We start from the raw sequence: 19233 nt of genomic DNA, 5'->3' as shown, positions 1-19233 counted from the left end.
TTACTTCAGGTGGGGGCTAATTTATAGTGGATTAACTGCCGAATCTCTTTCGAGCTCGTTCCGACATGGCCGCCCGCTGCTCGTCAGTAAATTGTCTTTCCACTGCGAATCTAACTTGACTGCTATTCAGCTTCCATCTGCCCGCAGTTACTCGGCCGCTTTCTCCATCCTTTTCCTCCCAGTAGGGGGTAGCAATCTTATTAAGCTTGGTCAGGTGTTTTTGTACGCAAGTGTATACGTCCCATTTGTTATCGACATGATCGTAAACGCAGACGGTTTCGCGTTCCTCGTTCGTATACTTCATCTCAATCCGTCCTCCTTTCCGAAATTTTAAAACAACTATAAATGTAAAAAGACATTATTCACTTTCTTAGGGTTAACATAGCCAGGATCAGTTTTAGTGCTCAATAATCCCTGTCTTGTCTTTCTCCACTCAAGCCAATCGGGTCATGCTCAGCGTCTTCCCCGTATCCAGCGACGTAATTCTTATCTCGGTTTACAAAGAAAGTTCCCCACTGTTCGTTAAAGTGCTTGGTGATCATCTCGTATGCGGTCATCGCCTGCAGTGTCTGGATGATCTCTTTAATCCCTTCTACTGATCGCTTATCATCTATGGCAATCGGAGTGTACTCATATTCCCTTGCTGGCTTGTATTCTCCCTTCCTGTCCGGATCCGGAACAACCTCCACCAAGGACACAAAGAAACCATCCGTTGTTACCGCACGTTGTTCATCATCTGGGACCAACCATGCTAGTTCGAGGTAGGTGCCTTCCTTGACGTCTTGAGTGGGATTAAGCTTGATCGGCTTCAAGCACTTCTCTCCTTTCTGCTGCTGCAATTAATTTCAGTGAAACCCAGTTGCCTGCGCTTGTCCGAAGATATAAGCTGCTGCCAATCTTTTTACCGAAGTAGCGCATGGGCATTCCCCTTTCTGCTAGAAAAATATTTTAAAGACTGTACTCAGCGGAATTTTGCTTTTCTTGATTAGCAATCCATTCATCTAAGCTTGACTTACGGAACATAATTTTGTTTCCAATTCGATAAGCAGGAATCTTTTTTTGCCGGACCAATTCACGAAGCTTATATTCACTGGCGCCAATATATGGTGCAGCTTCTTTGACAGTCATCGTTCCCAAAAGAATCACCTCCTTAAATTATGTTGATGTATCAAACATGTGTTGATGCATCAAATATAAATGGTTTTTGTTGGTGTGTCAAGAGATATGTTGTTGCATTAACAAAAATGATGTATTATTTGTTTGAAAGGAGCGAGTTTATTTTGGATGTTGTTAAATTTGGAGAATTTATTCGCAAGAAGAGAAAAGAACGAGGGTACAATTTGACTCAGCTTTCCGAAAAGTCAGGTGTTTCGCACCCTTACCTGTCTCAAATTGAGAACGGAAAACTCAAAAAAATTCCTTCTGCAGAAATACTAGGTAAAATAGCTTCACACCTAGGCATGAGTCATGCTGAACTGTTGAGAGAAGCGGGACACCTAACCAGTGATCAAGTTGATCAGTTGTTGGAATGGGAAGGCAGAATTAAAAACGACTCGCAAATAGCTCAAAATATCAGATATTTTGTTGAATTGTTAATTGGTGATCGTGATAAGGATTTTTACAACTCCATAGAAACGGCGTTTATTGAAAGGGTCGGGGAAATATTTCGTAAGTACAATATACAAACGAAAAATAAAATAACTGTTAGTGATGGAAACGGAATCAGACAGGATATTCCGAAACAATATTCAGATATGATTCTAGAAATAGATAATCCTCAGTTTCAGTGGGATGTTCTCCAAGAACTGCAGGACATTGCACACGAATTTCACATTAAGTGGAATTCAGCTTATGAGGTGGGGGCAAGACAACCACGGCCCAAAAAACTAGAGGACATTATTCAACATGAGAGGATCACTTACAACGGTCACCTTCTGGAAGAAGAAGATCGCCAACGCGTTTTGGAGATGTTAAAGCTCCTCTTTCAGAATCGGAGTAAGTCCTAAGGAAGGATCAGGAACGATGAAAAAACATAAATTCAATGTCACAGAAATCAACGGTACGAAACCCATAAACGAATGGCTTGAGCGAGGGATTGAAAACTTTGCCAAGCGTGAATATGGCCTGAGTATCAAAGTTAAAGTTGTCGATCTTGTAAAAGGTAAAGTTTAGAGGGGATCGTAATAATGAAAAAGAAGGCATTTACTATCCATTACAAATGTATAGAGGATCGTTCTGCTGAAATAGTCAAGAATTTAGTTCGTCAGGAATTGCAAAAGGTATTTGTAAAGCATGGTGTCGTTGCGTATAACCTTGACGAAGTGTTGGACAAGTATATCGTTAGCACCCAGCACGCGCTGTGAGCCGTTTTAAGGGTAGTTACAGAAACAATTATGGGGTATCAGATTTGAACCCAAGCAGGTTAGTGGTGGTCGAATGCCCCCCCCAGTATACCAACACGAAATTTCTCGAGCCAAGACTGACCATCATTACGCAGCGTTTAAGCTGAATTTCATAAGAAGTTATCGACGTAAAATAGGCTAAGTCCCATCGAGGGTATCAACATACCTGTTTAGTGTTCTGCTATCGGTAATCATTGAATTATTAAGGAGGTTTTCACTGTGCCAAGCATCCAAAAACGTGGTGAACGGTCTTGGCGGCTTATTGCAGAGCTTGGATATGACGCAAACGGTAAAAGACTCCAGGAGAAGAAAACCATCAGAGTAGAAGATCCAGCCCTTCTGCGTGCTCCAAAACGCCTCCAGAACTATCTAGAGTCCGAACTTATAAAATTCCAAATGGAAGTGGATGCCGGGAATTATGTAAAGCCAGAGAAGATGACATTCGAGGCTTTTACTGAAAGGTGGATTAAACAGTTCGTTGAAGTAGAACTTGAGGAAAAGACGCAGCTGAATTATAAGTTCCATGCAGAGAAGCGAATACTGCCTTATTTCGGAAGTATGCATATGGAAAAGATAAAAACGCTGCATATTAAGGACTATCTCGAGTATTTAAGTACTCGAGCAGCTGCCCTAAGAGGAGACAAGCCACCTGGTTCCGCGACGATCGTTTATAACTACAGGGTACTGCGGAGTATATTTTCTAAGGCGGTTGAATGGAGGGTTTTGAAGGACAACCCTATGGCTGGAGTCAAGAAGCCCAAAGAGGATGACGTAAAGGAAATGGAGGTATACGACGAAAAGGAAATCACAGCGTTGTTTGACGCGCTGGTGGATGAACCTTTACACCTTCGTATCCTGGTGACACTAGCCGTTACCACAGGAATGAGGCGCGGGGAAATGGCCGGCTTAGAATGGAAGAATATTGACTTAGTAAATGGGTTTATCGATATCAAGCAGACCATACCCATGTATAAAAATAATGAGCCTGTAATCAAAGGGCCTAAAAATAAAAAGTCCGTTCGAAAGATCGCTATCTCCCCTTCCGTTGTCGAAGAACTTAAGCTTTATTATTCCGAATGGCGCAAAGATCGATTCAAGATTGCGGATAAATGGGAGAACGGTGAATTTGAATTTCTTTTCTGTCATCCAAATGGTAAACCAGTTTCCCCTCAACGGTTAACGTCCTGGTGGATTGATTTCCATCGTAAGCATAATCTAAAGCCAATCCGACTTCATGATTTACGCCATACCTCAGTATCCTGGATGATCTTTAAGAAGGTCCATTCTGAAGCAATTGCAAAGCGTGTAGGGCACACAAATACGAAGATGCTCGAGATATATGGGCACATATTTGAATCCGTGGACAAGGCCGCTGCAAGCGTCTTTGACGACATCACGATCCCGACAAAAAAGAAGGCCTGAATTGAGTACCTTGCTTGGGCACTAAATTGGGTACCATTTGGGTACCAAATCCGCAATAATTAAACAAAATCCCCTTCTCAGAGCATCATGAAATATTTAGCAAACCCTAATACATCAATATTTAGAGCTACACGCAAAAGTCGAAAATAACCCCATTATCACATCTCCCATGAGGGCGTCCCGCAAGGGGCGCCCAATTTTATTTCGTTATCATCCGATTGTATTTGTATCAGAACGCGCTGCACTTGTACGGTTTGTTCCTAATCATAAAAAAAGCACCCTTCAGATCACAGAATCCGAAAGGGTGCTTTTGCTTGATTATGGGATACCGAGTCGCTTAGGAGTGCTCGCGGTTTCTTCCGCGGAGTCCAATCAATCCAAGCAGGCCAAGAAGTCCAAGCCATCCCCAGTCCACGTCGTTGTTGTCATTTGCTGCGTTGGTACGGATCGTGTTGTTATATCCGTTGTTGGTACCGTAGGTGCCGTAAGTATTGTTCATACCGTTGGTGCCATAGGTTCCGTTCGTGTTGTTGGTGTTGTATGTTCCTGTAGTTCCCGTAGTGCCGGTACCAGTACCATTGCCATACGCAAATGCAGGTACGGCAACACTCATGGAAATGCAGGCTGTGAGCAGGGCTGCAGCGATACGCTTCTTCATCATTTTCACCTCCAGGTATAAGACTTCAATCGTAAGTTTCCCAAATGAGATATCACCTATGCAGTCCGCAGCCCGTATCTATTTCATCCCATGGAATATTTTTGTATTTCCCGTTTTACGCAAAAAAATGACCCTGTCACAGCGCCAAGGCCGTCAGGGTCCATTCCGTACTATATATATCAAAGGGGGTTATATATATAAATATACAAACCAATTGTGAATGAAACATTAAAACAGCATTATGCCAGTATTAATTTTTGATGTCTGTTTGGTTACGGGGCATGCGCCCATTTTTACAGGGCACTTATCACGATTTTCGCCTTCCGGCATACGCTGTTTCCATAGTTGAAAATGGGAGGCGTTAGAATGTCTTTAACTACTGGATCCCCTTATTCCTATTATCCTTATCCCTATCCTTATCCCTATCCCTATTATCCTTATTATCCTTATCCATACTACTCTCCTTATCCATATCCCTATCCTTATGCCGGATATCCCTATTTTGGCGGATACGGGGGATACGGCGGATACGGGCATGGCGGCCATGGAGGCTACCCGGGTATTGGAGGTCATGGAGGTTATCACGGTGGCGGAGGCTATGGTGGCCCTGGTGGAGGACACGGCGGGGGACCTGGCGGCCATCGCGAACCATATGGCAGTGTGCAGGATGACGGCGAATACTTCATCCCGCCTTTCAGCCAATGAAGGAGTCCGGGGCAAGGATACGCTTTTCTAGGATCCAACTGACTCCAGATGTTAATTTGTGCAGCAGGTCATGAACTGGAATTATTTGCATATGATTTTTACGTATCCTGATGTTGGCAATTTATAACCGGAGGTGTGTGTATGAAGCTCAGAAGCGTAGACAACACGATTGTCGCTCTGATTGGCATTTGGTTTATTATCGCTCCTTGGATTTTCGGGTTCTCTGACGATAACGGCGCATTGTGGACCAGCGTCATTATCGGTGCCGTTCAGCTGATCGTCTCATTGTGGGCGTTCTCCAGTTCGGGATGGGGCTCCTGGCAAAATTGGATTTCGCTTCTTGCCGGAGTTTGGTTCATCGTATTCCCTTTCGTTTATTCCGTAGATACAAGCGCATTATGGACCAGCATTATTCTTGGTGCCGTAACGGTGCTTCTCAATTTGATCACGATGGGAGCCAAAGATTAAACCCGAAGCAGAAAAGCGGCGGATCAGCGTACCTTAGAACAGCCCTTGTTACAATCAACTTAAGTTTCTTGTTTCTTCTTACTAAAAAATAAAAGCCAGATCAGCCAACACCAGGCACCATGAGCAAATGACTGCAACCGAGAGCATAGCAAAGCGCAGGCTTGTCCCATATAGGGAGAAACCTACGCTTTTTCTTTTCCTGATCCTGTCCGTAAGGAAAGCCGGGCTGTTACGGTCGATATTTCTTTTCGCTGGAGGAGGAATCTTTGGTGTGCTCTTTATTCTGCTCGTCCTTCATATTTTCGGTTAAATCCTCCACGGGGATCGGATCCACGTTGCGTTCGCTTTCATAGCGGTCGAACAGGCTTTCGCGCTCGGTGGCATACTGTTCCGGATGATCCATGCGTGCATGTTTTTCGTTTTCATCACGATTCACGGGCTCCTGCCGGTCCTTGTACTCCTTGTCCATGTTTCATCACCTCTTGGAGTACAAATACCCGGCTGCTCAAAAATGAATCACGCCCGAAAGTATGTACAGGCTATAGCATCCAAAGAAAGCCACCTGTCCCCGGCAGGACGCCGAAAACAGGTGAGCAAACTATATTTCTGTAGACGTTATATCCAGAAAGAACGGGTAATGATGACCAACAAAATAAAGAGGACCAAAATTGCACCTGTCGATGCGAAAGGATTTACGCCGCAGCCATAACCTCCAACGACTCCGCTCATTTCATTCCCTCCCTCCGGGTTCATACTCTTATGGTATGAAAGCCCGCTCCTCATGGTCTGGTCAAAGACCCAATTTTCATGGCGAGAGCACAGCCTATTTTGCGCGAAAGGTACGTTTAAGCCAATCAGGATTGCTTCTTGCCCAGGACATTCTGGGTATACTTGAGCAAAATGCTGCCCAGCGTCCCGATATCAACCGGATCTTCAGCCTTCCAGTCGGGACTGATTCCCACCTGGTCGATCAGCCATTGTCTTCCCGACTCCTTCCACTGCGGAGCTGTTTCGCTGGTGTTCGGCGCTGGATTGCTGTATGCTGCCATTAATTCCGCCTCGCTTCCTTTATACTCGTTCAGGTCAACGTCGCCGCTGATCCCCGGCACTTTGCCCTTGTTGGTATACTGGATAAATTCCCAAGCTTTCCAGCCCGCCTTGTTGGCCGGCGTACCGCTGCTGTAATAGGCATACCACAGCGGGTAAGAGCCGAGCGACGAATCCAGGTAAGAATCAATGAAGCTTGGAAACGTATAGATCATCAGGGTTCGGCCAGTCCGCTGCTTGAACTGGGTTCCCCACGTATTCACGATCTGGCTGATCCGCGCCTTGGTCTGGCCTTCCTTCGTTTCGATATCCAGCACAAACGGCAGCTTGAACGCGGACAGCCCCCCGGCGCTTTCAATCACCTGAAGGAAATGATCCACTTCGTTCTTGACATCATCCGTTGAGGCCGCACGGGTAAAATGGTATGCCCCGACGAGAAGCCCCGCGTTTTTGGCGTCCTGCGCGTTGGCCCGGAAGCGGTCGTCTACGATCCGGGATCCCTCTGTCGCTTTAAGAAAGGCAAACGAATATCCCGCGCCGCGGACCTTCTTCCAATCGATGATGCCCTGCCAATGCGACACATCGATGCCTTTGGCGTGGGTTGCGCTCCGGCTTTGCACTGACAACACCTCCATTCGGATTACCTTTGCGGCATATAGTGCTGATTGTAAGGTTATTTTATCCATATGTCATAAATGCACAAACGGTTGGACAATCCAGACCCATTTGCAAAATGTGCTCCGGCCCGGCCTCTTCCCGCGAAAAAAAAGAAGAAGCCCGTCAAATCAGAGCTTCTTCCCCGAAATTTAATGCTGAACCGGTTCCGCCAAGGGCCGATCGATCGTCAGCGTTTCCCTTGAGCGGCCTCGTTGATCCATGAGCCCGGATTCCCCGTGCTCGCGGTATTTCCTCATCCATACCTTTAACCGGCCGATGTCGGCGATGCCTAATGCGGCAGCCACTTCTTTTTTGGTCATCCCCTGAAGACGCATATGTACGGCCTTCCGTTTGGTATCCAGGCTGTATGAGCTAAAAACTTGCCCCTTCTTGGCCATCCGTATCACCTCAACCTATATATCGGAAGGCAGGGCAACTTTTTCAATATTAACTTACCAGCTGAAGCCGACCGCTTTCAAAAATTCCCTCGCCAGCGTCATATGTCCGCGGGATCCCGGGTGGACACGGTCCCAGTTCGTAGCGAGCGAAGACAGGTAGACATGCTCCGACAACGCGTCGAAAGCAGCCTGCGTATCGACAAAGATAGCGTCGAATTCCTCGGCGACCTTTTTGACGACGGCCCCATAGACGTCCATCGTTGCCCGCATCGGGTCATTCACGTTCGGATCGAGGTAATATGGAGTCATCAAAACGAGCCCCTTCAGCCTCGGCCGTGTCGCTTGTACCAGTTCCCTCAGCGTCGCTTCATATTCGTCCAAATACACATGCTGATCCGGATTCTGCGGGCGGTCGAATTGGCGCCACACATCGTTGGTTCCGATCATGATCGAAAGCCAGTCCGGCTTCAGGTCGAGCACGTCGCTCTCCCAGCGCTCCTTCAAATGGCGGACGGTATTTCCGCTGATTCCCGTATTCAGCACCCGGATGTTAAGCTGCGGGTATACCGCGCTCAGCAGCGCGTCGACTTGTGCGACGTAACCGCTGCCCAGCTGGCCGAAGCCGCCTTCCCCGACCGGCCGGACGCGGCCGCAATCCGTAATGGAATCCCCAATAAAGAGTAATGTATCATTTTGGCTCAGCTTCATCGCTTTAGTCCCTCTCCTTTTTGCGTTCAGGCAAGTAATATGTAGATCGCAGTTCGCTTAGCAGTTACTATCATTCTATCACATTGGCGGGGACCGTCTATACTGAAAAGTCCCTGATTCTGTTCGGTATCAGGGGCGGAGATACCCCTGTTTGACCGCGTCGTCGATCAAGTGCTGAACCAGCGAATACAGGTCCGGGAGGTCCTCCTGCAAAAAAACGATCCGCGCCCGGACGCGGTCTGCCGCAACTCCGTGTTCCTGCCACGCTTTTCCCCCGGTAAAATAATTGTGAAGCAATGGCTGAATCCGGTCCATGGCCGCCGCATAGCGCGATTCCAAGGTTTCCCGCTGCTCGAATTCGAGCCACAGAGCCAGCATTTCATCACGCTGATCGACGGGCAGAAGCCCGAAAATCCGCTTGGCCGCAGCCATTTCCCGCTCGAATTTCCCCTCCTGGCCCTTCTCATCATAAGCGAAGGTGTCACCTGCATCGATTTCAACCAAATCGTGCACCAGGAGCATTTTCATGACGCGAAGCAGATTTACCTTCCGCTGATCCAGATGTTCCTCGAGCAGCCAGGCCATGAGCGTAATATGCCAGGTGTGCTCCGCATCATTTTCGTGCCGGGATTTGTCCATCAGGTACGACTGGCGGTAGATCGTCTTCAGCTTGTCGATTTCCCTGATAAACTCGATCTGCCGGTTCAAACGTTCATTCATGAATAACAACCTCCTATACGTTAGGACGAACATATCATATCCAGCAGCCCATGACAAAACGGACACAATTCGGGCATCCCCGGCATTTCTTTTCTCCCCTAAACAAAAAAATTCCCGGCCATGGCCGGGACGCTTTCCTTCATCGCGAGAGTACGTTCTGAGAAGTCTGTTCTTTGAGAAGTCTGTTCTTTGAGCAGCCGGACATTACGTGAACATCCGGTAGACTCTTGCCTCATAAGGGCGCAGCTGCTCGGGTTCCATTCCGTCCTCGGGATAGTTGCCGATGATCAGCTCCCGTTTCATGCCGCTGTACCTGTCGTCAAGTTCAAGGATCGCAGCCGATTCCGAAAAATTCAAAGCGATAAGCCATATCACCTCGCCCAAAGTACGGGTATACGCATAAATCTGCTCGTGATCCTGCAGCAGGAGCTGGTAATCCCCGTATACCATCACGGGATTCTGCTTGCGCAAAGCGATCAGCCGCTGATAATAGCGGAAGACCGAATCCGGATCGCTCATCGACGCTTCCGCGTTAATTTCCTTGTAATTGGGATTAATCCGGATCCAAGGCATACCTGTCGTAAACCCCGCATTGGGCCCGGCGTTCCACTGCATCGGCGTTCTCGCATTGTCCCTTCCCTTGACATGGATTGCCTCCATGATCGTTCCCGGATCCGCATTCCCCTTCGTGACCCGCTCCTCGTACATGTTCAAAATTTCAATATCCCGGTAATCTTCAATGCTGGAAAATTGGATGTTCGTCATGCCGAGCTCCTCACCTTGATAAATGTAAGGCGTGCCTTTAAGGGTGTGCAGCAGCGTAGCGAGCATTTTAGCCGATGGAACCCGGTGTTCACCGTCATTGCCGAATCTCGACACCATCCGCGGCTGGTCATGATTGTTGAGATACAAGCTGTTCCACCCGTCCTCCGCCAGCCCGGTCTGCCATTTATGCAGCACGCCGCGCAGCTTCTGCAGCGTCCATGGGACCACGGTCCATTTGTCGCCGTCGCCCGCATCGACGTCCATATGCTCAAATTGAAACACCATTTGCAGCTCTTTCCTGTCCGCTCCGGTATATTTCAGAGCTTCTTCCACCGATACGCCCGGTGTCTCTCCAACCGTCATCACATCGTATTTCGACAGCACCTGCTCGTTCATCTCCCGCAAATAGTCATGCACATACGGGCCGTTCATAAAATAAGGGCTGCCGTCTCCAAGTCCGTCCTCCCCGTCGTCTGGAAGTCCCGGAACTTTGGAAATCAGGTTGATGACGTCCATGCGGAAGCCATCCACGCCTTTATCCAGCCAAAAGGTCATCATCTCGTACACCGACTGCCTGAGCTTCGGATTGTCCCAGTTCAGGTCGGGCTGTTTCTTTGAAAAAAGGTGCAAATAGTATTCTCCGGTCGTGTCATCATATTTCCAGGCCGACCCGCTGAAAAAGGACCTCCAGTTGTTCGGCGGCATATTCCCGCCTTTACCTGGGCGCCAGATATAATAGTCGCGGTATGGGTTGTCCCGGGATGAGCGGGACTCCGCAAACCAGGCATGCTCATCCGAGGTATGATTGACGACCAGATCCATAAGCAGCTTCATTCCGCGTTCGTGCAAGCCGTCCAGCAGCTGCGTCCAATCCTGCATCGTGCCGAATTCGTCCATGATCTCGAAGTAATCGCTGATATCGTAACCGTTATCGTCATTCGGCGACTTGTAGACCGGAGAGAGCCAGATGACGTCTACCCCGAGCTCCTGCAAATAGTCCAGCTTCGACACGATCCCTTGAATATCGCCGACCCCGTCGCCGTCACTGTCTTTAAAGCTGCGGGGATAGATCTGATACACGACGGCTTCTTTCCACCACGTGCGTTCCATATTCGACATTCCTCCCATTTTGCATATACACCGCCAATGCCATACTCGCGGCAGCAGAATTCCATCCTTTTATGCTTACCCCAACCAGGGCGGCCTATAACGAAACAGCGTGTAAACCGTTATCCGCTGATTTCCCAAATTGCATATGGAACAATTTAACAAAAGGGGGTATAGTACGATAGGGGTCTACCTTATTAAAAGAAGTTCTATATGGACTAGAGCGAAAGGCGGTACACAATGGATTCATTCATCAAAAAATTAGGCTTATGGATCACTGCCGTTCTGTTGATCGTGGTTGCCGGCGCTACACCTGCCTTGGCTGCATCCGCTTCCGGCTGGAATGTCAAACTGGTGAGCGTTCAGTTGGTTAAGAACGAGCATGTTGGCAATGAGTGGTATTACACGGCTTCTGTGAATGGTAAGGAAGTGGAGGAGGGCAGTTCCGTCACCGTCAAAAACGTGAGTTCGATCAACCTGTACGCCTACGCCGAAGAACAGGACAAGATCCCGGACGAAGGCAAAGCTCAGAAATCGATTAAAGTCAGCACGCTGACAAAGAAAACCCAGCTGGTGGAGATGAAAGTGACGGTCACGGAGAACCGGGGCCGATATTCGGGAAACCAGGCCGTATGGAAATTCACCTTTCAACTCTCGAAAAAATAAAAAGGTTAGCAATCTTTCGGAGTCCTTGAATTCGCGCGAAAAGGGCTGCTTGATCGTTCCCCCATGCTATAATAGAGTCACTATAATCCGAAGCATACGGGGTGGCATCAGCGCTATGACGACCAAAGAAACGAGAAACATCGGCATTTTTGCCCATATCGACGCAGGTAAAACGACCACGACCGAGCATATGCTCTTTGAGAGCGGCACGATCCGCACATTGGGAAGCGTGGATCAAGGAACGGCGCTGACCGATTCGCTCGAAGTCGAGCGGGAGCGGGGCATCTCCGTCCGTGCCGCCGCGACCACGCTCCATTGGAAAGGCATACATATCAACGTCATCGACACGCCGGGCCACGTCGATTTTCTATCCGAGGTGGAGCGGTCGATGCGCGTCATGGATGGGGCCATCCTCATCGTATCCGCGGCCGAGGGCGTTCAATCCCAGACGGAAACGGTGTGGCATGCGCTCCGATCCTTAAACATCCCGACGTTAATTTACGTGAACAAAATGGACCGGACCGGCGTGTCCGCCGCTTCCGTCCTGGATGAAATCAAACGGCTCCTCTCTCCTCACGCCGTCCCGCTTCAAATTTCGGTAGGTGAAGCAGAGAACTTTGCCGGCATGCATTCCATTCTGGACCCCGTCAAGGATGGGGAGCTTGAACGTCCGGAGTACGTACAGTTGGTGGAGGCCTGTGCAGATGTGGATGAAGAGCTGCTTTTTCGGGTTATCGAAGGGGAGCCGATTGCACCGGAAGAGCTGCGGAGCATGCTCGCCCGGCTGACCCGTCAGGGCCGGTTATTCCCCGTCCTCTTCGGCTCATCACAGAGGGGCATCGGCATCCGGGAGCTGCTTGATCATGCCGCAGCATATTTGCCCGGGCCAACCGGCGATAATGAAGGCGAGCTGTCGGGCGTCGTGTTCAAAATCGAACGGGACAAAACGATGGGACGCGCCGCCTACGTCCGGCTCTATAATGGCACTCTGAGAAACAGAGACGCCGTCCGTAATTTGACGCAGGACGTTCAGGAAAAGGTAACCCAAATCCGGAAAATGGACGGGCGCAAATTCGCAGATTTGGGAGAGCTTCATGCCGGAGATATCGCCGCGGTATACGGCCTGTCCCAATCCAAGATCGGCGATATACTGGGCAGCAGCGAGCTCATCCCCCCTTCCCCTTCCATCGCCGTACCGCTGCTAACCGTTCAGGTGCAGCCCGAGGAAGAAGCGCGCTATCAGGACTTGGTAGAGGCGCTACAGGAGCTCACCGACGAGGATCCGCTGCTTGATCTGCAGTGGCTTCCGAGCGAGCGGGAGCTCCATCTTAAAGTGATGGGCTCCATCCAGCTCGAAATTTTGTCCAGCCAGCTGGAGAGCCGTTTCGGCCTGAAGGTCCGGTTCGGCCAGCCTTCCGTAATTTATAAGGAAACTCCGAGCCAATCCGGTGAAGGCTTTATCGCCTATACGATGCCCAAGCCGTGCTGGGCCGTGCTCCGGTTCACGATCGAACCGCTCCCCCGCGGGAGCGGCCTCGTATACAGCGCCCAGGTACGGAGCGAAGATCTGCTGACGAGTTACCAGAACGAGGTGGAACGGCGCGTGCCGGAGGCCCTGCAGCAGGGGCTGCTGGGTTGGGAGGTCACCGACCTCAGGGTAACCCTCGTTGAAGGAGAGCATCATGTATGGCATACGCACCCGCTCGATTTTGTCGTCGCCACGCCGATGGGCATCATGAACGGCTTGGCCGCGACGGGCACGACCCTGCTGGAGCCGATGCTTCGGTTCCGCATCACCACCCCCGAGGAATACGGGGGCAAAATTCTCAGCGACCTGGTGCAGATGCGCGCGGAATTTGAGCCGCCATCCATCCTGCACGGACGCTTTATGGTCGAAGGCATCATTCCGGCGGCGACTTCGCTCGAATTTCCGGTGAAGCTGCGGTCTATGACCGGCGGCCGCGGCGTGATGGCATCCTCTTTTGCCGGATATCAGGAAGCCCCGCCGGAAACCAATGCCGCCCGCCAGAGACGGGGCGTCAATCCGCTGGATCAATCGAAATACATTTTAAGCGTACGAAGCGCACTGTCGAGCCAATAGGCTGCTCGCTGCAGCCTGGCCCGGCGTTTTTCATAAGGAGGATTTATGTTTATTAAAATCGCCCTGTTTTTCATACTGGCCCGGCTGCTCGGAAACCCCTTCCTGGCCATCCTTGTCCTGCTGATCATCGTCTACTTGCTGGACAGAAAATTTGTGGGCATTTTTCCGAGCGTGACCAAGCCCTTTAAACGGATGAACCGGATATCCAAGCTGAGAGCCCACGTGACGATGAGCCCCAGCGATGTCTCCTCCAAGCACGAGCTCGCCCGCCTGCTGATCGAACGGAAAAAGTATCCTGAGGCGCTACGCCTGCTGGAATCCATCGAAACCCAGTCCGAGGATTCCGCCGAATATTGGGATGACATCGGTACCGTCAAGCTCAAGCTTGGGCGCATCCAGGAGGGTGAGCAGCACATCTTGCGCGCGCTTGAGCTGAACCCCCGCGTCAAATACGGCCGCCCTTATCTGAGGCTGGCGGATATTTATAAGAGCACCGACCAGGCCAAGGCCGTGAGCTACGTGCAGGAATTCCAGCAGATCCAGTCCTCCTCCTGTGAAGGCTACTACCTGCTCGGGATGATGTACAAATCCCTTGGCCGGACCCAGGAAGCCAAAGCGGCGTTCCAGGAATCGATCGATCTGTACCGGGCGCTGCCCAAGTACAAAAAGCGCCAGGAACGAAAGTGGGCCGTCCTCAGCATGCTTCGCAAGTGAGTGCGGGGCCGGAGCAGCAAAAAAACAGACCCGATTGCCGGGTCTGTTTTTTGGTGCCGGGCTGCTTTAGGCCAAAGGCCGGTACCCCAACCCGTTAAGCTGTTCCGCAATCACCCGGTAACCCCTGCCGTTGGGATGCAGATGGTCAAGCGACAGCAGTTCCCTTTCCCTTCCCTGAAAGGAACCGTAAATGTTGGCCACCCCCAGGTTTCCGCCGGCGTATCCGTTTAAAAAACGGTTATACTGCTGTACCCAGTAACCCGCCTCTTCAACCTGCGGGTACGGGTTGTACAAGCCTACGGCGCGAATAATGTAAGGGCCCTGGCCCCCGCCTTTTAATTGGTTGATCGTGCGAAGAATTCCCGACACATTCGTTTTGCACTGGCTCAGCGCTTGGTTGAAATGCTGGGAAGCCTTCGAGCCGAACGGTGCGCTTTTGGCCGCCCGGATCAGATCGTTGCCGCCAATTGAAATCGTAATGATCTCCGCCTGCTTGATCGCCTGCCGCATCGCCCCATTTCTGGAGATGTGCTCATACAAGCCTGACGTCGTCAACCCGTTTACACCAAAATTTTCATAAGCTACAAAAGCTCTTACATGCTGCTCCGCCATCCCCCGATACACTGGAACAAAACCGTTTCCCGGCAAGGCTCCAAAACCGACGGTCAATGAATCCCCTATCGCAGTGTATGAATACACCAAAGCCTTCGCCCCCCTTCTGACTCATAAGCTGCTTACTGCAGTATATGTATCCGGGCCTGGGAGCGAAACGGGACCATGCGCGGGATTTTTGATTTTCAGGGAGAAGGGACCCCGAATATTTCACTCGCTGTTCTGAAGGGCTTGAATAAATGCCCTCAAAGCCAGGTACGATGGATCCCTTTTTCGCAGCCATGCGTCCAACAGTTCCTGCTGATCCTGAAGGTACCATCCAAGATACTTGTGTATAGCTTTGTCATAATCAGCATTGGAAGCTGCCTCTTCTTCCATACTTTCCACCATGCGCTCCCAATCGTTTGACTCGTTTGAAGCTAGGTTAGGGTACGAACCGGCTAGCTGCTTAGCCGTTTTAAAGGAACATTCCCGGTACAGAACCAGGGAAAGGTACTGTCCGACCCTTCGATGCGAGGGATCATCCTCCATCGATTGAATCAATAATGCCTCCGCTTCCTTCAGCTTCCCCTGTCTCATCATGGCCATCGCATGGGTCGACAGATCAACATCCCATGAGTCTCCCGCTGCCACTTTTTCATAAAGTTTGAAATAGGCATTGTAGGCCTGCCAATCCTTTTTCTTATAGTAATAGTCTGTCAGTCTCGACAAATATCCGGAGGTCGGATGAAGCAGAACCATTTCCTTCAAATAAGTCTCTTGCTGTTTTTCGGCGTTTTCTCGGTTGAAGGAATCCGATCCGTTGGATCGGTGTTCGGATATTTGTGCATCAATCATCACGATCAGCATATGAAGGCTGTGCGTATCGGCCGGATCGTCCTTGTATGCCTGCTCATATTGTTTCATGGCCTGATCCAGATTCCCTGCCAGGAGCGTGCGGTCCGCCTGTGTCAATTCTCTCTCCTTCAGATAAAAGAATGGCAGGTTTCCGATTTTGTCGTTTCCGACGCGATACCCGTCACTTCGGGTGAGCAGATGGCCACCTTTGTCATACGCATTCACGGTCCAGAAGAAGCGGTTTTCCGGATTGGAGAACCCGAGCAGGGACAGCGGATCCGTGACCATCTTCCCGTCCTGATCTGAATAGGATGAAATACCGCTTAGCAGATGATAGAGTTCCTCGGTCTTTATCGTTGTTCGGGTTGTGTCAACCTTCGTTTTCACCGGCTGGCTGAACGAACCTGAATGAATCTGCACTCCGAGGTATATATCGTAATAAGCGGCCCTCGGTACAGGCTCCCATGCAAAGGTGATCCGATCTTCGCGGACCGTCGTCTGGTTAACAGGAAAATCCAATTCCAGCAGCGGCTGTAAAACGGCATCCCGGGTTACATCCTGAAGTCCAACACGAATCCATTCATTGGATTCCGCAGGCCAAGTCCACCCGCTGATCTGGTCCAATTCAAGCCCCAAATACAGCTGGTAGCTTCCTGGAAGCACCCCTTTGATCGTATATTCCCCCTTCCCGTTGGTCATCGTTTGGTAAGGTTCATCCGACTGGAGGCTTCCTTGTACACTGTCCTTCGTCCGCAAATAAACGCCAGCATAGGCGACCGGTGAACCGTCGCTTCTCTTCAGCGTACCGGACACTTCAGGCAGCCGGTCCGCTCTTGAGTCAGCAAGCTTTTGCAATCCCTGTTTCAGCAGAGGGGGCTGCTCCAAGATCACCGTTGGTTGTTTCCCGCTTCCATCGACCGGGGATCCTTCCCATTTTTTTAGTGCTTTCAAATATTGCTGAATATTTTCGTTTCCGCCCAGATATCTGGTCTGAAGCCAGCTGAACTTCTCCACGATGCGAGTGTCTGGATTTTGTTTAAGCTCGCGGGATAAATCGGCGCTGATCTGCCGAAAAATATCCATGTCTCCATGGTTTCCCGCGACCTCGGCCATTCTTATTTTCACCTTCTGAGCGGCATACAACTGTGAAGCAGGCAGCCGTTCTTCGGTACGTTCCAGCAGCTCGATCGTTTTTTTCCATTGCCCCGCTCCTTCGTAATAGTACGATAGAAGCAACGCCGCTCCGGCCAAATGAAAATCTGCGGGCCCCGATTCTACATAAGCCTCCAAATAGGGGAATTTTTCCTTCAACGTGATGGGGGGCAGCTGCCCCTGTCCCTCATCCGTTACCGAGCTCCATTCCGAAGTTCCCGGCCCGACATATATGTCGTAGCTGTTTGTCAGCTCGGCTCCCTCCCTGCCGATCAGGTAATTGCGAATATATGTCCACTTCTGTTCATCCTCCGATTCCCGAATCCGCTTGAAAACCTCCTGCTTGCTCAAGCTGCTCCCCACCGCCTGATCAGTGTTTTGAGACGGGAGGCTTTGACGGGAAAGGGCGACCAGAGATCCAGATACGAGCAGGAGAAAGACAGCAGCGGACAAAATCAAATGCTTAACTTTGATGGTCACCTTCAAGCCTATTCACCTTCCGCTCATATTCGTCTTTCCAATAATAGCTTCCGCCTTCTTCAATCAATTCACGAAGATGCTGCTGTGGCCCGCCAGGATGAGTTTTCGGCTGCTCGGCCAAATGGTATACGAACAACGCAGCCAGAAGGAACAATGGGGCTGTCCCCAGCGGCACAAGCGGCAGTTGCAGTTCTTTGTTCAAAAAAGCCCGCACCCGGTCTCTCCAGCTCCGTGGATGGGTTGCTCTCAGTACTTCCGCAGCTTGGGTAAACCGAATTTCGGATAGCTCCTGCTCCAAAGTCCGTTTAATCAAAAGCTGTTCTGTTTTTCGCATCAAGCTCCTCCTGTTCCAGCATCTGCTGCAATTGTTGGCGTCCGCGGGCCAATCGAGCCTTGACGGTGTTCTCGCTAAGCTGTAGGTAACCGGCAATGTCGGACACGCTCATCTCATTAAAATAGTAAAGCGTAATGCTTTCGCGGTAGATGTATTTCAGCCTATGAATGGCTTGGCTCAGACCTTCGTTCCTCCACTTCGTCAGGAGCTTCTCTTCCGGGCCGGGGGTAGGAAATCCTCCCATCATTTCCTCCATCCGCGGCGAGGGCAAGAACCGTCTCCACGACCAGGCACGCTGCTTCATTCTGCATCTGTTCACGACAATGCGGATCAGCCAGTTCCTAAGCTTGCTCTCATCCTGAAGTTGTTCGATATGCCGAAAGGCTTGAATAAAACTGTCCTGGACCGCTTCCTCGGCATCATACCTGTCACGGAGCAGAAGAAACGCCGTTCGCAACAGCTCGTCACCGAATTGACGCATAATCCATTGAAGTGCCGCCTCATCTTTTTGCTTCAGTCTCCCGATTACGTCCAGTACGGCTACCTCCCCTCTACTATAAAGATGCACCCAAACCCGTTCAGGTTGCAAAAAAAGGAAAAACGCCAAAAAACCGGTCCCTTTCCGGAACCGGCTCTCGTTATTTTCATCCGATATGCCGTTTTATTCCTCATCCTCTTCGGCTTCGTATACGCAGCGGAAACGCTCCACTCCCGGGAACAGTTCGCCCAGGCTGTGCACCTCAAATCCGATGCTGCGGTAAAAGTCGACCGCCTCCTCATCCGTCTCCGCTACGACCCTGACGGGCTTTTCCTGCGTCAGCACTTCCAGGATCATGCCCCTTCCGTATCCGAGCCCGCGGTTTTCCGGAATGACCGAAATATGGCGGATCAGCAAGGTATCATCCATCTTTTCAAAACCGATCAACCCGACTAGAAGTTCCCCGTCTTCAAAACCGTACAGCTGCCAGGCGTCGTTGGCCTCGTACTGCTGGATCGCCTGCTCAATCGACCGGTCATCGGGAAAAACCGCATAGGAGATGAGCTCCATCGTCTCCGGCTTGCGTATGTAATTTTTGATATTTAACAGCATAGGTTCTGCCTCCTGTAAATTCACATTCACTGCTCTGCCCTATCATGGCAAAAAGAATTCTGTTTCGTTACTGTACCTTGTCTGCGCGTAAATTTCAACCGGACCGAATCTGCAGGGTGGCCCTGGAGCAAGCAGAACTCCTCCTGACGTCTCCATGACATCGGATTTCCAACCCTAGCGTATTTGAGCG

26 protein-coding genes are annotated in these 19233 nt (G+C 50.4%); 9 read left to right on the top strand and 17 right to left on the bottom strand.

Annotation, left to right across the window (positions count from 1 at the left end):
- Positions 1-31: 31 nt before the first annotated feature.
- From MKY74_RS14920 to MKY74_RS14905, 4 genes are all read right to left on the bottom strand, one after another.
- The gene (locus tag MKY74_RS14920) at positions 32-304 is read right to left on the bottom strand and encodes a hypothetical protein (RefSeq protein ID WP_076168327.1); all 273 of its coding nucleotides are present in this window, start codon (positions 302-304) and stop codon (positions 32-34) included.
- A gap of 100 nt (positions 305-404) precedes the next feature.
- Positions 405-812: a hypothetical protein gene (locus MKY74_RS14915; protein WP_076168329.1), complete on the bottom strand. Its 408-nt coding sequence runs from the start codon at positions 810-812 to the stop codon at positions 405-407.
- Positions 793-918, bottom strand: coding sequence for a hypothetical protein (locus MKY74_RS14910; protein WP_279628446.1), 126 nt, complete (start codon positions 916-918; stop codon positions 793-795). The genes MKY74_RS14915 and MKY74_RS14910 overlap by 20 nt, the downstream gene beginning before the upstream one ends.
- Positions 919-948: 30 nt before the next feature.
- Positions 949-1128 carry a helix-turn-helix domain-containing protein gene (locus MKY74_RS14905; protein ID WP_076169566.1) on the bottom strand — a complete coding sequence of 60 codons (180 nt, stop codon included), beginning with the start codon at positions 1126-1128 and terminating at the stop codon, positions 949-951.
- A 152-nt stretch (positions 1129-1280) separates the two neighbouring features.
- Here MKY74_RS14905 and MKY74_RS14900 point away from each other — a divergent pair, with 152 nt between their 5' ends.
- The 4 genes from MKY74_RS14900 (at position 1281) to MKY74_RS14885 (ending at position 3824) form a co-directional block, all read left to right on the top strand.
- Positions 1281-2006 carry a helix-turn-helix domain-containing protein gene (locus tag MKY74_RS14900; protein ID WP_167372844.1) on the top strand — a complete coding sequence of 242 codons (726 nt, stop codon included), beginning with the start codon at positions 1281-1283 and terminating at the stop codon, positions 2004-2006.
- 16 nt (positions 2007-2022) lie between these two features.
- Positions 2023-2172, top strand: a complete 150-nt coding sequence (locus tag MKY74_RS14895) for a hypothetical protein (RefSeq protein ID WP_167372845.1) — start codon at positions 2023-2025, stop codon at positions 2170-2172.
- A gap of 14 nt (positions 2173-2186) precedes the next feature.
- Positions 2187-2363: a hypothetical protein gene (locus tag MKY74_RS14890; protein WP_167372846.1), complete on the top strand. Its 177-nt coding sequence runs from the start codon at positions 2187-2189 to the stop codon at positions 2361-2363.
- A gap of 258 nt (positions 2364-2621) precedes the next feature.
- Positions 2622-3824, top strand: a complete 1203-nt coding sequence (locus MKY74_RS14885; protein ID WP_076168333.1) for a site-specific integrase — start codon at positions 2622-2624, stop codon at positions 3822-3824.
- Between the two features lie 337 nt (positions 3825-4161).
- Here MKY74_RS14885 and MKY74_RS14880 read toward each other — a convergent pair whose 3' ends face one another.
- Positions 4162-4485 carry a WGxxGxxG family protein gene (locus MKY74_RS14880; protein WP_244169200.1) on the bottom strand — a complete coding sequence of 108 codons (324 nt, stop codon included), beginning with the start codon at positions 4483-4485 and terminating at the stop codon, positions 4162-4164.
- A gap of 499 nt (positions 4486-4984) precedes the next feature.
- On the opposite strand from MKY74_RS14880, the gene MKY74_RS14875 reads away from it, so the two are divergent.
- Together MKY74_RS14875 and MKY74_RS14870 are read left to right on the top strand one after the other, a co-directional pair.
- Positions 4985-5218: a hypothetical protein gene (locus MKY74_RS14875; RefSeq protein WP_076168339.1), complete on the top strand. Its 234-nt coding sequence runs from the start codon at positions 4985-4987 to the stop codon at positions 5216-5218.
- A gap of 110 nt (positions 5219-5328) precedes the next feature.
- A complete protein-coding gene (locus MKY74_RS14870; protein ID WP_076168342.1) occupies positions 5329-5655 on the top strand; it encodes an SPW repeat protein in 327 nt (108 codons plus the stop codon).
- 229 nt (positions 5656-5884) lie between these two features.
- Here MKY74_RS14870 and MKY74_RS14865 read toward each other — a convergent pair whose 3' ends face one another.
- The 7 genes from MKY74_RS14865 to MKY74_RS14835 all read right to left on the bottom strand — a co-directional run bounded on the left by MKY74_RS14865 (position 5885) and on the right by MKY74_RS14835 (position 11060).
- On the bottom strand, positions 5885-6124 hold the full coding sequence (locus MKY74_RS14865; protein ID WP_076168345.1) for a hypothetical protein: 240 nt from the start codon (positions 6122-6124) through the stop codon (positions 5885-5887).
- Positions 6125-6270: 146 nt separating this feature from the next.
- Complete coding sequence (locus MKY74_RS14860) at positions 6271-6384, bottom strand: sporulation protein YjcZ (RefSeq protein WP_192714767.1); 114 nt, start codon at positions 6382-6384, stop codon at positions 6271-6273.
- Positions 6385-6509: 125 nt separating this feature from the next.
- The gene (locus MKY74_RS14855) at positions 6510-7322 is read right to left on the bottom strand and encodes a glycoside hydrolase family 25 protein (RefSeq protein WP_076168347.1); all 813 of its coding nucleotides are present in this window, start codon (positions 7320-7322) and stop codon (positions 6510-6512) included.
- Positions 7323-7508: 186 nt separating this feature from the next.
- Positions 7509-7757 carry a helix-turn-helix domain-containing protein gene (locus MKY74_RS14850; protein ID WP_076168349.1) on the bottom strand — a complete coding sequence of 83 codons (249 nt, stop codon included), beginning with the start codon at positions 7755-7757 and terminating at the stop codon, positions 7509-7511.
- A gap of 54 nt (positions 7758-7811) precedes the next feature.
- Positions 7812-8465: an SGNH/GDSL hydrolase family protein gene (locus MKY74_RS14845; protein ID WP_076168351.1), complete on the bottom strand. Its 654-nt coding sequence runs from the start codon at positions 8463-8465 to the stop codon at positions 7812-7814.
- A 129-nt stretch (positions 8466-8594) separates the two neighbouring features.
- Positions 8595-9185 (bottom strand): HD domain-containing protein, encoded by a 591-nt coding sequence (locus tag MKY74_RS14840; protein ID WP_076168353.1) that lies wholly within the window; start codon positions 9183-9185, stop codon positions 8595-8597.
- A 204-nt stretch (positions 9186-9389) separates the two neighbouring features.
- Positions 9390-11060 carry a glycoside hydrolase family 13 protein gene (locus MKY74_RS14835; protein WP_076168356.1) on the bottom strand — a complete coding sequence of 557 codons (1671 nt, stop codon included), beginning with the start codon at positions 11058-11060 and terminating at the stop codon, positions 9390-9392.
- Between the two features lie 237 nt (positions 11061-11297).
- Here MKY74_RS14835 and MKY74_RS14830 point away from each other — a divergent pair, with 237 nt between their 5' ends.
- The 3 genes from MKY74_RS14830 to MKY74_RS14820 all read left to right on the top strand — a co-directional run bounded on the left by MKY74_RS14830 (position 11298) and on the right by MKY74_RS14820 (position 14538).
- The gene (locus tag MKY74_RS14830; RefSeq protein WP_076168358.1) at positions 11298-11723 is read left to right on the top strand and encodes a hypothetical protein; all 426 of its coding nucleotides are present in this window, start codon (positions 11298-11300) and stop codon (positions 11721-11723) included.
- A 115-nt stretch (positions 11724-11838) separates the two neighbouring features.
- Positions 11839-13824: a GTP-binding protein gene (locus MKY74_RS14825; RefSeq protein ID WP_076168364.1), complete on the top strand. Its 1986-nt coding sequence runs from the start codon at positions 11839-11841 to the stop codon at positions 13822-13824.
- Positions 13825-13869: 45 nt separating this feature from the next.
- On the top strand, positions 13870-14538 hold the full coding sequence (locus tag MKY74_RS14820) for a tetratricopeptide repeat protein (protein ID WP_076168368.1): 669 nt from the start codon (positions 13870-13872) through the stop codon (positions 14536-14538).
- A gap of 66 nt (positions 14539-14604) precedes the next feature.
- Here the strand turns inward: MKY74_RS14820 and MKY74_RS14815 are convergent, their stop codons facing one another.
- The 5 genes from MKY74_RS14815 to MKY74_RS14795 all read right to left on the bottom strand — a co-directional run bounded on the left by MKY74_RS14815 (position 14605) and on the right by MKY74_RS14795 (position 19043).
- Positions 14605-15240: a GDSL-type esterase/lipase family protein gene (locus MKY74_RS14815; protein WP_076168370.1), complete on the bottom strand. Its 636-nt coding sequence runs from the start codon at positions 15238-15240 to the stop codon at positions 14605-14607.
- Between the two features lie 120 nt (positions 15241-15360).
- On the bottom strand, positions 15361-17619 hold the full coding sequence (locus MKY74_RS14810; RefSeq protein WP_144025360.1) for a carboxypeptidase-like regulatory domain-containing protein: 2259 nt from the start codon (positions 17617-17619) through the stop codon (positions 15361-15363).
- Positions 17603-17953: a hypothetical protein gene (locus tag MKY74_RS14805; RefSeq protein WP_076168375.1), complete on the bottom strand. Its 351-nt coding sequence runs from the start codon at positions 17951-17953 to the stop codon at positions 17603-17605. The genes MKY74_RS14810 and MKY74_RS14805 overlap by 17 nt, the downstream gene beginning before the upstream one ends.
- Positions 17925-18434, bottom strand: a complete 510-nt coding sequence (locus MKY74_RS14800; RefSeq protein ID WP_084203854.1) for a sigma-70 family RNA polymerase sigma factor — start codon at positions 18432-18434, stop codon at positions 17925-17927. Before MKY74_RS14800 ends, MKY74_RS14805 begins: the two co-directional genes overlap by 29 nt.
- A gap of 180 nt (positions 18435-18614) precedes the next feature.
- A complete protein-coding gene (locus tag MKY74_RS14795) occupies positions 18615-19043 on the bottom strand; it encodes a GNAT family N-acetyltransferase (protein ID WP_076168379.1) in 429 nt (142 codons plus the stop codon).
- Positions 19044-19233 lie beyond the last annotated feature (190 nt).

This window comes from Paenibacillus sp. FSL R5-0378 (assembly GCF_038009285.1).
In the GTDB taxonomy this organism is placed as follows: Bacteria; Bacillota; Bacilli; order Paenibacillales; family Paenibacillaceae; genus Paenibacillus_AQ; species Paenibacillus_AQ favisporus.
Note: the sequence above shows the minus strand (reverse complement) of the source record. Positions and strands in the feature narration are given on the sequence as shown.